The sequence below is a fragment of the Finegoldia magna genome (genome assembly GCF_002243175.1).
In the GTDB taxonomy this organism is placed as follows: Bacteria; Bacillota; Clostridia; order Tissierellales; family Peptoniphilaceae; genus Finegoldia; species Finegoldia magna_J.
In genome coordinates this window covers 162547-176197 of record NZ_NDYF01000010.1, presented here as the reverse complement: position 1 = coordinate 176197, position 13651 = coordinate 162547, and the positions used below count along the sequence as shown (strand labels likewise).

The following is a 13651-nucleotide window of genomic DNA, read 5'->3' as shown; positions in this document are numbered from 1 at the left end:
AGTAATGAGTAAATTTATTTTTATTACTGGAGGAGTTGTCTCTGGTATAGGTAAGGGAATTAGCGGAGCAAGTATTGGAAGAATGCTAAAAGATAGAGGGATTTCTGTATTCATGCAAAAATTTGACCCGTACTTGAACATAGACCCAGGTACTATGAGTCCTTATCAACATGGAGAAGTTTTTGTAACAAAAGACGGAGCAGAAACTGACCTAGACTTAGGCCATTATGAAAGATTTATTAACGAAGAATTAACTCAAAGATCTAATATTACGACTGGAAAAGTCTACAACGACGTTATCAAGAAAGAAAGACGTGGAGATTATAACGGCAAAACCGTACAAGTTATTCCGCATATTACTGATGAAATAAAAAAAGCGGTGTATAAAGCAGCTGAAGAATCACAAGCAGACATTGTTATAACAGAGATCGGCGGAACTGTAGGTGATATTGAATCATTGCCATTCTTGGAAGCAATCAGACAAATCCACGCTGAAAACGAAAAAGAAGACGTATTATTCATTCATACAACCTTAGTTCCAACAATTCCTGGAAGCAATGAACTAAAAACAAAACCAACACAACATTCTTATAAAGAATTGATGAGTTTGGGAATAAAAACAAATGTAATAATCCTTAGAAGTGAGGGAATAGTTACAGATGAATTAAAAGAAAAAATCTCATTATTCTGTGATGTTCCAGTTGAGGCTATTATTCAATCATTTAATGTTGACTTTATCTACGAAGTTCCATTGAAATTCCAAGAACAAAATTTGGATAAATATATCATGAGAAAAATGAAACTAAAATCCAAGGGCGAAGAAGATGGAAAATGGAGAAAAATGATTGAAAACTACAGAAAAGCAACTGAAACTGTAAATATCGGTTTAGTTGGAAAATACACAGAACTTCACGATGCTTATCTTTCTGTAGAACAAGCATTGATAGATGCTGGATATGCAAACAATCACAAAGTAAACATTCGTTGGATTAATTCCGAAGAATTAAACAAAGACAATATCAAAGAATCATTTGAAGGATTGAATGGTATTATCGTTCCAGGCGGATTTGGTGGCAGAGGCATGGAAGGAATGGTTGAAACTTCAAAATACTGTCGTGAAAACAATATGCCATATTTCGGAATTTGTTTAGGAATGCAAATCGCAGCAATAGATATCGCTAGAAATATACTTGGTTTAGCTGATGCTAATACGGCAGAAGTTGTTGCTGATTGCAAAAATCCGGTAATAAGTTTAATGAAAGAACAAAGAGATATTGAAGATATAGGTGGAACATTAAGACTTGGTAACTACGAGTGTCACTTGAAAGATAAATCTTTGGCAAAAGAATTGTACGGTGAAGAATTCATACAAGAAAGACACAGACACAGATACGAATTCAACAACGACTACAGAGAACAATTTGAACAAAATAATGTTGTATTCTCAGGAATTAATGACCAATATAACTTGGTAGAAATGCTTGAAATACCACAAAATAAATTCTTCTTAGGTTGCCAATTCCATCCGGAATTCAAATCAAGACCTAACAAAATTCATCCTTTATTCGATGGATTCATAAAAGCATCCATTGAAAACAAATAAAGAAGGTGGAAGATATTTTACTTGTAATAGATATTGGAAATACTAATATTGTTTTGGGTATTTTCAAAGATGATGAGTTGATTTTTGAATGGAGAATATCTACAGATTTGAGAAAAACGAGTGATGAATACGCTCTAACATTAAGACAAGCTTTGGAATATTCAAACGTTAAAAAATCAGATATAAAAGAAGCTATTATTGGTTCTGTAGTACCAAATCTGATGCCAACTATACCAAAGGCAGTAAAAAAATATTTGGGAATTGAACCGTTAATAGTAGATGAAAATATAAAGACGGGAATAGTTAATAAATACGCAAGTCCAAAAGAGGTCGGTGTAGACAGAATAATCAACGCAGTAAGTGCTTGTAAAAAATATTCTACTCCAGTTATTATTGTAGATATTGGAACGGCGATTACTTTCGACTATATTTCGGAAAATAAAGAATATTTGGGAGGAGCAATAGCTCCGGGGATTGCAATTTCATCAGAAGCATTATTTATGAAGACTGCAAAACTACCAAAGATTGAAATAGAAATGCCAGATAAAGTTATTGGAGATAGCACCGTAAAAAGTATGCAATCAGGAGTTGTATTTGGATTTATAGGATTAATAGATTATATAATTGAAAAAATCCTAGAAGAAAAACACAAAACAAAAGATGAAGTTACAATTATTGCAACTGGTGGTTTTTCTTATTTGATTGCCAAACAATCAAAGTACATTACAATTATTGACAAACTAATCACTTTAGATGGCTTAAAAATTATTAACGAATTAAATAGAAATGATTAAAGAAAAATTGAACTTAAATAGTAATTTGTTTTTGGCACCATTAGCTGGAGTTACAGATATTCCATTTCGAATAATCTGTGGAGAATTGGGAGCGGGGTTGTGCTTTACAGAAATGATAAGTGCCAAAGCACTTTACTATAATGATAAGAAAACTAAGAAACTTCTAGATACAGATCCAAGAGAGAACAATACATCTGTTCAAATATTTGGACATGAACCAGAAATCATTGCTTATGCAACAAGATTTCTGACGGAAAATTACAATTTCAAATCAATTGATATAAATATGGGATGTCCTGCACCGAAAATTTTCAAAAACGGTGACGGATCAGCTTTAATGGGAGATTTGAACTTAGCTGAAGATGTTATAAGAGCTTGTAAGAACAATACTGATTTGCCAGTTTCTGTAAAATTTAGACTTGGAATCGATGAAAACTCCATGAATTATATGCAGCTTGGACAAATTTGTGATAGATTGAAAGTAGATTATATTACACTACATGCTCGAACTAGAAAAATGTTTTATTCAGGAGAAGCTGATTGGTCACATATAAAAAGATTAGTGGAAAATGTAGACATACCTGTATTTGGCAATGGCGATTGTTTTACAAAAGAAGACATTAGAAAAAATATGGAATACTCAAATTGCGATGGAGTTTTGTTGGCAAGAGGTGCGATGCAAAATCCATTTATTTTTAGTGATGATGAAATCAAAACGAAAGAAGAAGTTATCGACACAATCAAAAAACACATGCAATTGAAATTGGAATTTTATGAAGAAAAACGAGCGATTTTAGAAATGAGAAAGCATATTCAATGGTATCTGAAAGGATTTAGAAATTCTAATAAAGTTAAGAACAAAATCAATCAATTGACTGACCTTGTTGAAATATACAAAATACTAGATGAATTTAAAAATGAATAGTTAATCATATAGTGAAAACTTGACAATTATGCCTTTTGTTATATAATTTTAGAATATATGGTTAAAATAAGGAGAATAGATTATGGCAGATAAAGAATTTTTATTAACTCAAGAAGGATTAGATCAACACAAAGAGGAACTTGAGTTTTTAAAGACTACTCGCAGAACAGAGATAGCTGAGAAAATCAAAGTTGCCAGAGGATTTGGCGACCTATCTGAAAATGCAGAATATGATGAAGCTAAGAATGAACAAGCGCAAGTAGAAGAAAGAATTAACTATCTTGAAAACTTGCTACTATATGCAAAAGTAATTCAAGATGACGAAAATCAAAAAGACGTTGTGACAGTTGGATCAACAGTAACTTACAAAAACTTAAAGTCAAACAAAGAAATGACATATAAAATAGTGGGAACAGCAGAATCTGATCCTTTTTCAGGTAGAATTTCAAACGAATCTCCAACTGGAAAAGCTCTGTTAAACCTAAAAGTTGGTGACACTACTACAGTTGAAACACCAGGTGGAATCGTAGAATTAAAGGTATTAACTGTAAAGAAAGGATAAAAATGGAAAATTTAAACGAAATGCTACAAATTCGTAGACAAAAGTTACAAGAATTATTAGATGCAAATGAAAATCCTTACGTTCATGAAAAATTTGACAATGCTAATAATACAAAAGAAATCCTAAATAACTTTGACGAATTTGACGGAAAAGAAGTTAAAATAGCCGGAAGAATTATGAGTAAAAGAGGACATGGAAAAGTTAATTTCATGGACTTACAAGATTCTGTTGGCAGAATTCAATTATTTAATAAAGTAAATGAATTAGGCGAAGAAAATTATGCAAAAGTAAAAAATATGGATATCGGAGATATAGTTGGTGTTGAAGGATGTATCTTCAAAACACAAAGCGGAGAAGTATCCATTAGAACAAAAACTGTAGTTTTATTATCTAAATCATTACAAATACTACCTGAAAAATGGCACGGACTAAAAGATCCGGATTTGAGATATAGACAAAGATATGTGGATTTAATTATGAATCCAGAAATCAAAGATACATTCATAAAAAGATCTAAAATTATTTCAGCAATCAGAGAATTTTTGGATACAAGAGGATTCTTAGAAGTTGATACTCCAATTTTGAACACAATAGCTGGTGGAGCAAATGCTAGACCTTTTATAACTCACCATAACACATTGGATATCGATATGTATTTGCGTATCGCAAATGAATTATACCTAAAGAGATTAATCGTAGGTGGATTCGACAAAGTTTATGAAATGGGTAGAATGTTCAGAAATGAAGGAATGGATCACACTCACAATCCAGAATATACGGCAATAGAATTGTATCAAGCATACGCTGACTACAATGATATGATGGATATCACAGAACAATTAGTTGCATTTGTTTGTGAAAAAGTTAATGGATCTATGAAGGCTCAATTTGGAGAAACAGAAATAGACTTTACACCACCATGGAAAAGAATCACAATGGTTGATGCAATAAAAGAATACGCAGACATAAATTTTGATGAAATTGAAACAGATGAACAAGCTCGTGAAGTTGCCAAAGCAAACAATGTTGAAATCTCAGACAATATGTCACGTGGCGAAGTTATCAACGAATGTTTCGAACATTTCTGCGAAGAAAAATTAGTTCAACCAACATTTGTATTGGGTCATCCAGTTGAAGTAAGTCCATTGGCTAAGAGAAATCCAGACGATGAAAGATATACTCACAGATTTGAAGCATTTGTATGCACAAAAGAAATCGCAAACGCATTTAGTGAATTGAACAACCCAATCGACCAAAAAGAAAGATTCTTAAAGCAAGTTGAAGCCAGAGAGAATGGCGATGACGAAGCTCAAATGATGGATTATGATTTCTTGAATGCATTAGAAGTAGGACTTCCACCAACAGGCGGTTTGGGAATTGGTGTTGATAGACTTATAATGATGTTAACTAACAATGAATCAATCAGAGATATAATGTTGTTCCCAACAATGAAGCCAGTTGGAAATAATTCTTCTAGCAATTCAAAAGATGGCGAAGATAATACAAAAGCTAAGAAATTGGACTTATCAAAAGTGAAAGTTGAACCATTATTTGAAGATTTTGTAGATTTTGATAAATTCTCAGAATCTGATTTCAGAGTAGTAAAAGTAAAATCTTGTGAAGAAGTTCCAAAATCCAAGAAATTATTAAAATTTACATTGAATGACGGATCTGGAAAAGATAGAATCATATTATCAGGAATTAAAAACTACTACAGCGCAGAAGACTTAGTAGGTAAAACATTACTTGCAATCACTAACTTACCACCGAGAAAAATGATGGGTGAAGAATCTTGTGGAATGCTTTTATCTGCAATCTGTGAATATGATGGAGAAGAAGTATTGAATCTTATAATGTTAGATTCAAATATTCCGGCAGGATCAAAAATTTATTAATTAAATTATCAGGCGATAGAATTGAATTCTGTCGTCTTTTTTTGAGACATTTGTTGCAAATACACTTTAAAAACTGTATAATATAAGTGTAAATACAACAAGAGGAGGTGCTATATGAATTATAAAAAAAAGATTATAAATTATTTGAACAAATCAGGTGGAATTATTACATCAGAATATTGTAGAGGACACAATATTCCTACCGTTTATCTAAGTAGGCTCAGCAATGATGGTGTTATTACAAAGGTGAAAAATGGAATCTATATAACTGAAAATGGTGATTATGATGAATTGTATTTCTTTCAATATAATTATAAAAAGGCGATATACTCTTACGAAACAGCCTTGTATTTGATTGGACAAACAGATAAGATACCATGGACTAATGATATAACGGTATATAATGGATATAAATTTAATGAAAAACCAATGCTTACTAATGTGCATTATGTCAACAAATATATTTATGAGCTTGGAATAGAAGAAGTAGATACTATGTTTGGTAATAAAGTTAAAACATATTCGTATGAGAGAATACTCTGTGATTTTATTCTTAATAAGAAAGATATGGATCCAGAAGTATATTCAAAATTGATAATGTCATACCCATCATATGATAAAAGAAACCTAGATTCACTTTATTGTATAGCATCTAAAATGAAAATAGAAAACAAAGTTAGAGATATAATGGAGGTTGTGTATGAATAAAGCTCAACTGACTTGGAAGTGTCATAAAATAAGTTCCATTACAGGACTTCCATTTAACTCTATTATGATTTATTATTTTCTTGAAAGTATCTTACAAAAGTTTTCTCAAAGTAATTACAAAGACAATTTTATTTTTAAGGGAGGCTTTCTTCTTTCTAACTTAATAGGGATTAGTAGCAGAAGTACTATTGACATCGACATTATATTAAAAAACATGAAAATAACTGAAGATAATATAAAAACAACATTAAATGAAATATTGAAGCACACACCTGGTGAAGACGTATTTTAAACATTGAGTCTATAAAAGATGAAGACGAATATGGTGGATTCAGATGTAAAATAATATGCAAATTAGAAAATATTCGCCAAGTAGTTCCATTAGATATTGCAACAGGAGATATCATTACTCCTGAACCTATTGATTACAATTATAGTAGCTCATTTAGTGATGAAAAAATAAATATTAAGGCATATAATTTAGAAACTATGTTAGCTGAAAAAATACAAACAATATACTCTAGAGGATTTTTTAATAGCAGGAGTAAAGATTATTATGATTTATTTATAATTCGAAAGATGAAAATGGATAAAATAGATATCGAATTATTAAAAGAATCATGTAAAAATACATTTAAATATCGTAATACTGAATTTGATATGGATAAAATTTTGGTATTATTAGAAAAAATTAAAGATGTTTTAAATTTTCAATCTAGATGGAAATCTTTTTGCAAAAAAAATATTTATGCAAATGGTTTAGAATTTGAAAATGTAATTGATGAAAGTATTAGCTTAATAAAATTAATGAAATGATTAAATAAAATTGAAGGAGAAATCCTTCTTTTTTTATTGCCATGAATTTCATATACATTTCATAAAACTTTTGTAATATATACATGTAACAAAGCTAAGGAGATATTTATGATAAAAAATGCGATTGCTTATATAACAAGAAAAAGAAATAGGTCTTTGATAATACTGATAATTTTAACACTTGTCTTATCATGTTTGTATGCTTGTTTGAGCATAACGAAATCACAGAAAACACTGGAAAAATCATTGTACGAAACATCGAATTCATCTATTTCAATAACGAAAAAAGATAATAACGGATATTTTGATATAAAAGAATTTGACAAATTGAAACAGATCAAAGATATAAAAGAGGTTTCATATCATTATGAGGGATTAGCCAACGTAACAAATACCAATGTCGTTGAAAGTGATCAGAAAGTTATGCGTGAAGATTTGTCCTCAAATATGAAAAATTTAGTATCGATAGATGCTATGACATATCAAAAACGTAACCAATTATTCACAAGTAATGTGTTTACTATAAAACAAGGCAAGAATTTGGATAAAAATGATGACAATAAGATTCTAATTCATGAAGAATTTGCAAAGAAAAACAAGCTCAAACTTCACGACAAAATAGGTCTAAAGTTCATGAATATGAATGGAAATGGAGATACAAATAAAGAGACACAATATGAGATAGTTGGGATATTTTCAGGAAAAAAACAAGAAAAATATACAGGTTTGTCTTCTGATTTTAGTGAAAACTCAATGTTTGTGAATTACAATTCAGCGCAAAATTCATTGAATATAATAGACGGTAACAAAATTGCGAATAAAATCTCAGTTTATACACAAAATTCAGCCTTAATGGATAATGTAATAAATCAGCTGAAAAATCAAATCGCTAATTCTTCACAATACATTATCGAAAAAGATGACAATGCATTCAAAGAAGCTATTGATTCTATAAACGGCGTAAAGCATATCATACAAATGATGACATATTCCATAATGGTTGCAGGACTTGTAGTTTTATCGTTGATTTTAATACTATGGCTAAGAGAAAGAATTTATGAAATAGGAATACTTTTATCAATTGGAGTTAGCAAAGCAAAAATCATAGGACAATTCATCATGGAGCTTGTATTTGTATCCGTTCCTGCGGCAGTTTTATCATTCATTAGTGGGGATTTTATTATCAAACTAATTGCATCAGGAATAACAGAATCGGAAAATGCATCATTTACAGGTAGCCTATTAATTACTAAAATATCCGATAAATTAGAAGTATTTATCAAAAGCTACGGATTGCTTTTATTAATAATCTCAGTTTCTGTGATTATCGCATCGATAATGATATTAATCAAAAAACCAAAACAAATATTATCACAAATAAGTTAGGAGATATAAAATGAATATTTTAGAAATCAAAAACGTATCATACAGTTATTCAAGTTCAAATGAAGAAGTTTTGTCATTAGTTAACAGAGGATTTGAACAAGGAAAATTCTACGCAATCATTGGAAAATCTGGCACAGGTAAATCAACACTTTTATCTTTATTGGCTGGATTAGATTCACCAGATACAGGTCAAATCTTATTCAAAAACAACAACATCGAAGAAAAAGGACACAGCTATCATAGAAAAAACAACATATCATTAGTTTTTCAAAACTATAACTTAATAGATTATCTGACTCCTCTTGAAAATATAAGATTAGTAAATAAAAATGCATCAGAAGATATTTTATTGGAATTAGGATTGGATAAAAGTCAAACAAGAAGAAATGTTATGAAACTTTCCGGTGGACAACAACAAAGAGTTGCGATTGCAAGAGCTTTAGTTTCAGAAGCCCCAATTATATTAGCAGATGAGCCTACTGGAAACTTGGATGATGTGACTGCTGGTGAAATTATAGATATATTGAAGAAACTTGCAATGGAAAGAAACAAATGCGTAATAGTTGTTACTCATAGTAAAGAAGTAGCGAAAGCAGCAGATATTGTTCTTGAATTAAAAGATAGAAAACTACAAGAAGTAGTTGACAATATTTAGGGAGGAAATTATGATAAAAAACGCATTTGCTTATGTAACTAGAAAAAGTCTCAAATCGATAATTATACTAATCGTAATAATGTTGATGTCAGCTTTAAGTCTGATTAGTTTATCCATCAAAGATGCCACTGACAAAGCTTCAGAAAAAACATTTGGAAATATTACCAACAGTTTTTCAATGGAAATTAACAGACAAGTAAATCCAGGAACACCAAGAGGCGGTGGAAATGTCAAAGGACAAGACATCAAAAAAATCACAGATTCACCTGACATTGAAAGCTATGTAAAAAGAATAAATAGCGTGGCTGATCTGGATGGATTGGATATAATTGAAACACAAGAAACTTTGGCAAACCAATCCCCAGAACGTGCTAAAAATTTTAAAAGCACTGTAATGTTGACTGGAGTTAATGAATCATCCAAGGAAACAAAATTCGTATCTGGAGCATACAAATTGGTAGAAGGTCAACATTTGAAAAATGACGATAAGAATAAAATTCTGATGCACAAAGATTTGGCAGCCAAAAACAATTTGAAAATAGGTGACAAATTAAAATTAAAGTCCAATTTATTTGATGCAGATAATGAAAAACAAGCCAATGAAACAGTAGAGGTTACAATTAAAGGTTTGTTTGATGGACACAATAACGGTGGAGTGAGCGCTGCTCAAGAATTGTACGAAAACACATTGATTACCGATTTGAATACAGCAGCCAAAGTATACGGTAACACTGAAGATACAGCAGTCTATCAAGATGCGACATTCTTCGTAAAGGGAAACAAAAAATTAGAAGATGTCATGAAAAATCTTTCCAAACTTGATATCAACTGGCAAGAATATAATTTAATAAAAAGTTCATCCAATTATCCAGCATTACAAGAATCCATAAGTGGAATATATGCAATAGCAGATAAATTATTTGTAGGATCACTTGCATTTGCAGGATTGGTAGTAGCTTTACTATTATTCTTATGGATGAATGCAAGAAAGAAAGAGATTGCAGTATTGTTGTCGATAGGAATGTCGAAAGCGAAAATATTCGGACAATTTGTCACAGAATTGTTGTTAGTTGCTGTACCTGCTTACATTGGTTCATTCTTCTTGGCTAGATTTGCAGGAGATAAAATTGGAAATAATATACTACAAAAAGTTACAGGAAATATCGCAGAAAAAATCGCCAAGCAATCAGCGTCAACTGGGCTTGGTAGCGGTGCTGAAGTTGATGGATTCAATAAAACATTGACAAGTCTAGACATTAACATTTCATCAAAATCCTTAGTTTATGTAGTTATATTCATGACAATTGTGTTGTTAATATCATTGATTATTTCATCAACAAATATTCTTAGGAAAAATCCAAAAGATTTATTAATAGATACTAAGTAAAATTATCGGGGCATATGCTCCGATAATTTTGTAATTAAAATAAATATTGTATAATAAAATAAAAGAGAGGAATAAATTATGAACTTACTTGTAGTAGAAGATGACAAAATGATACGTGAAGGAATTTGTGAATTTTTGTCTGAATTTGGATACAAAACATATCAAGCTGAAGATGGAAAACAAGCCATATCCATATTTGAAAATAACGAAATCAACTTGGCGATATTAGACATTCAACTTCCATACATAAATGGACTTGAAGTTCTCAAAAAAATCAGAGAAACAAGCGATATTCCAGCTATAATGTTAACTGCATTCAGTGATGAAGAATACAAAATCAACGCATTCACAAGCTTAGCAGATGGCTACATTGAAAAGCCATTCTCACTTCCTGTTCTCAAAGTTAGAATAGAATCTTTAATTAAAAAACATTATGGAAATAATGAAACATTTAATTACAAAAACACCGAAGTTAACTTCACAAGCTACACTGCAAAAATAAATGGTGAAAAAGTTGATATAAATGCCAAAGAACTCGAAATACTCAAATATATGATAGAAAATGAAGGTCAAGCACTCACGAGAATGCAAATAATCGATAGTGTATGGAAAGAAACCGACGAAATACCATTTGACAGAGTAATTGATGTTTACATAAAAGAATTACGTAAAAAATTGCAACTAGATTGCATAGTAACCATCCGAAACGTTGGCTATAAATTGGAGAGAAAATGAAAAATTTAAAAATATTTCCGAAAATGTTCCTTCAAATATTCACAGCGTTAGCATTTACAGTTTTGTTCATACATTTTATGGTGTTTTTAATATTTCCCAAAACATATTTGGAAGATAGAAAACAAGAGATAAATAAAAAAGCAAATGAAATATCCAAGACATTAACAAATAAAGATATAGGATATGTTACACAGTCTTTGGATTTTTATTCTAATAACAACGACATTAAAGCTTATATTAAGAATAAAAATAACGACAACGAATTACAAATCAAAGAAATCATCGATTTTGACAAAAAAAGTCAAAACAATTCACTTATAATTGAAGAACGAGATATTACAATTAACACTGGAGAGAAAATCTCACTTCAATTTGTATCAACAGCTGATATGAAAAAAGATGCCAAGAATTTGAGTCTAAGATTTCTTCCGTTTTCGCTTTTAATTTCTATGTTTTTCTCAGCAATCATTTCATTAATTTATGCTAAGTTAATCAACAATAATATACAAGAAATAAAACATATTACTGACAAAATGATGAATAGGGACAAAAATGCACTACTTGAAGTAGATTCTACCAACGAGATTGGACAGTTAAAATTGCAAATCAATGATTTGTACACTACATTGTTACATTCGATTGACGATTTGGAATCAAAAAACGAAGAAATTATCAAACTTGAAAAACTAAAATATGACTTTTTTAGAGGAGCATCACACGAACTCAAAACCCCTGTAGCGAGCCTCAAAATAATTTTGGAAAATATGAAGTACAACATAGGAAAATACAAAAATAGAGATTTGTACATTGACGAATCTCTTAAAATAATTGATGGATTATCACATAGTATTTCACAAATACTAACATTGTCATCAATTGAAAATCTAAAGAATGACGAAGAAAATGTAGAGATTTTACCAATATTAAATGATATAATTAATAAGCAGGAAGTAATTGCAAATCAAAAACACATCACAATCGACAATCAGATTACAGATGAAAAGATTTTGATTGGGAAATCAGCTCTTAAAATAATACTATCTAATGTGATTGGTAACGCCGTAAAATACACTGATGAATATGGGACAATTACTATCAAATCAGATGGAAAATGGTTTGAAGTAATTAATACTTGCGAAAAGGCAAGCGAATTAGATACCACTAAAGTGTTTGATGTGAATTGTGATTTGAACAAAGAAAACAGCAACGGACTTGGATTGTATATCGTTGGAAACTTATTAAATAATTACAAAATCGATGCAATTATTGAGACACAAGATGAAAACGTAACATTCAAAATCAAGTTATAAAGGAGATTAAAATGTATATTTTAGAATTGAATCAAAATGGTGAAGCAACAGAATTAGCGTTATTTGACACAATTGAAGAAGGAAGAGAATTCATAAAGAAAACAAACTGCTACGAAATCACGGAAGAAGATGGATTTGTATATGAATACATCATTCCTGAAAAATTAGGTGAATACGTTGAATTAGAATACAACGGAAACATTATTCCAATGACCAAATTCATGTTTACAGATCAAGGAAAAGCGGAAATTTTCTGGAAAGAAATTCCGAATCTTTCAGAAAAAGGAAATGGAATAGTAGATAGTTCTACGAGAGTAGACGCTTATGTAATAGCTAACAAAGATGTGAAAACATATATTGAAGCAAGAGAAAAATCCTACAGCGAAGTAAAAAAATACTTGCAAGAAAAAGGATATGACGTAGACAGAGCATACTTCGGATCAGAAGATGGAGAAGCAATAGTTTACAGAAAAAACGAAAAAGATGAATGGCACTTCTTAACACATATGGATCCATCATTTTTTGAAGACAAAACACCACAAGAAATAATCGACGAGATACAAGAAGATTTGAATTAAATATTTATACATTGCTCACTTGTTTTTCAAGTGGGCATTTTTAATTTGCATGTAAATAATTTAATAGTATTAAAAGAATGATAATTAATAAAGCTAATAAATTAATTATATAATGATAAAAGTTAATTATTAAACTAAATATATCATACGAATAAAATATATTTCGAAATCTAAACATTTGGCACGATATTTAAAAAAATATGTTTATTTTTTTCGCAGTAGGGTATATAATTAAAGAAATGATAAAAATGATTAATAATAAATAATAATTTAAAGCTGTACGGTATTAAAAAAAGA

Annotated in this window: 14 protein-coding genes; all 14 read left to right on the top strand. The window is 30.3% G+C overall.

From position 1 onward, the window contains the following. The first annotated feature begins 4 nt into the window (after positions 1–4). The 14 genes from B9N53_RS04035 (at position 5) to B9N53_RS03975 (ending at position 13354) form a co-directional block, all read left to right on the top strand. Positions 5–1603 carry a CTP synthase gene (locus B9N53_RS04035; protein ID WP_094203794.1) on the top strand — a complete coding sequence of 533 codons (1599 nt, stop codon included), beginning with the start codon at positions 5–7 and terminating at the stop codon, positions 1601–1603. 5 nt (positions 1604–1608) lie between these two features. Beyond that, complete coding sequence (locus tag B9N53_RS04030) at positions 1609–2397, top strand: type III pantothenate kinase (RefSeq protein ID WP_094203793.1); 789 nt, start codon at positions 1609–1611, stop codon at positions 2395–2397. Further along, entirely contained in the window at positions 2390–3322 is a 933-nt protein-coding gene (dusB, locus tag B9N53_RS04025) for a tRNA dihydrouridine synthase DusB (RefSeq protein WP_094203792.1), read from the top strand. The genes B9N53_RS04030 and dusB overlap by 8 nt, the downstream gene beginning before the upstream one ends. Before the next feature lie 82 nt (positions 3323–3404). Then, positions 3405–3884 carry a transcription elongation factor GreA gene (gene greA / locus B9N53_RS04020; protein ID WP_094203791.1) on the top strand — a complete coding sequence of 160 codons (480 nt, stop codon included), beginning with the start codon at positions 3405–3407 and terminating at the stop codon, positions 3882–3884. Between the two features lie 2 nt (positions 3885–3886). Then, positions 3887–5779 (top strand): lysine--tRNA ligase, encoded by a 1893-nt coding sequence (lysS, locus tag B9N53_RS04015; RefSeq protein WP_094203790.1) that lies wholly within the window; start codon positions 3887–3889, stop codon positions 5777–5779. A gap of 114 nt (positions 5780–5893) precedes the next feature. Further along, complete coding sequence (locus tag B9N53_RS04010; RefSeq protein WP_094203789.1) at positions 5894–6487, top strand: type IV toxin-antitoxin system AbiEi family antitoxin domain-containing protein; 594 nt, start codon at positions 5894–5896, stop codon at positions 6485–6487. Beyond that, complete coding sequence (locus B9N53_RS09490; RefSeq protein ID WP_275542207.1) at positions 6480–6779, top strand: nucleotidyl transferase AbiEii/AbiGii toxin family protein; 300 nt, start codon at positions 6480–6482, stop codon at positions 6777–6779. The genes B9N53_RS04010 and B9N53_RS09490 overlap by 8 nt, the downstream gene beginning before the upstream one ends. Next, positions 6773–7303, top strand: a complete 531-nt coding sequence (locus B9N53_RS09485; RefSeq protein WP_335341176.1) for a nucleotidyl transferase AbiEii/AbiGii toxin family protein — start codon at positions 6773–6775, stop codon at positions 7301–7303. Before B9N53_RS09490 ends, B9N53_RS09485 begins: the two co-directional genes overlap by 7 nt. Positions 7304–7411: 108 nt before the next feature. After that, positions 7412–8689 carry an ABC transporter permease gene (locus tag B9N53_RS04000; RefSeq protein ID WP_094203788.1) on the top strand — a complete coding sequence of 426 codons (1278 nt, stop codon included), beginning with the start codon at positions 7412–7414 and terminating at the stop codon, positions 8687–8689. Positions 8690–8699: 10 nt separating this feature from the next. After that, positions 8700–9344, top strand: coding sequence for an ATP-binding cassette domain-containing protein (locus B9N53_RS03995; RefSeq protein WP_094203787.1), 645 nt, complete (start codon positions 8700–8702; stop codon positions 9342–9344). A gap of 10 nt (positions 9345–9354) precedes the next feature. Then, positions 9355–10731, top strand: coding sequence for an ABC transporter permease (locus B9N53_RS03990; protein WP_094203786.1), 1377 nt, complete (start codon positions 9355–9357; stop codon positions 10729–10731). A 78-nt stretch (positions 10732–10809) separates the two neighbouring features. Further along, positions 10810–11466 (top strand): response regulator transcription factor, encoded by a 657-nt coding sequence (locus B9N53_RS03985; protein WP_094203785.1) that lies wholly within the window; start codon positions 10810–10812, stop codon positions 11464–11466. Continuing rightward, positions 11463–12776 (top strand): sensor histidine kinase, encoded by a 1314-nt coding sequence (locus B9N53_RS03980; protein WP_094203784.1) that lies wholly within the window; start codon positions 11463–11465, stop codon positions 12774–12776. Before B9N53_RS03985 ends, B9N53_RS03980 begins: the two co-directional genes overlap by 4 nt. 11 nt (positions 12777–12787) lie before the next feature. Next, a complete protein-coding gene (locus B9N53_RS03975) occupies positions 12788–13354 on the top strand; it encodes a hypothetical protein (protein WP_094203783.1) in 567 nt (188 codons plus the stop codon). Positions 13355–13651: the final 297 nt, after the last annotated feature.

Excerpts from the sequence above, each read along its gene's own strand:
- B9N53_RS03980 (WP_094203784.1), top strand. The coding sequence starts at position 11,463 with ATGAAAAATTTAAAAATATTTCCGAAAATGTTCCTTCAAATATTCACA.
- B9N53_RS03990 (WP_094203786.1), top strand. The coding sequence starts at position 9,355 with ATGATAAAAAACGCATTTGCTTATGTAACTAGAAAAAGTCTCAAATCG.
- B9N53_RS03995 (WP_094203787.1), top strand. The coding sequence starts at position 8,700 with ATGAATATTTTAGAAATCAAAAACGTATCATACAGTTATTCAAGTTCA.
- greA (WP_094203791.1), top strand. The coding sequence starts at position 3,405 with ATGGCAGATAAAGAATTTTTATTAACTCAAGAAGGATTAGATCAACAC.
- B9N53_RS09490 (WP_275542207.1), top strand. The coding sequence starts at position 6,480 with ATGAATAAAGCTCAACTGACTTGGAAGTGTCATAAAATAAGTTCCATT.
- lysS (WP_094203790.1), top strand. The coding sequence starts at position 3,887 with ATGGAAAATTTAAACGAAATGCTACAAATTCGTAGACAAAAGTTACAA.
- B9N53_RS04010 (WP_094203789.1), top strand. The coding sequence starts at position 5,894 with ATGAATTATAAAAAAAAGATTATAAATTATTTGAACAAATCAGGTGGA.
- B9N53_RS03985 (WP_094203785.1), top strand. The coding sequence starts at position 10,810 with ATGAACTTACTTGTAGTAGAAGATGACAAAATGATACGTGAAGGAATT.
- B9N53_RS03975 (WP_094203783.1), top strand. The coding sequence starts at position 12,788 with ATGTATATTTTAGAATTGAATCAAAATGGTGAAGCAACAGAATTAGCG.
- dusB (WP_094203792.1), top strand. The coding sequence starts at position 2,390 with ATGATTAAAGAAAAATTGAACTTAAATAGTAATTTGTTTTTGGCACCA.
- B9N53_RS04035 (WP_094203794.1), top strand. The coding sequence starts at position 5 with ATGAGTAAATTTATTTTTATTACTGGAGGAGTTGTCTCTGGTATAGGT.
- B9N53_RS04000 (WP_094203788.1), top strand. The coding sequence starts at position 7,412 with ATGATAAAAAATGCGATTGCTTATATAACAAGAAAAAGAAATAGGTCT.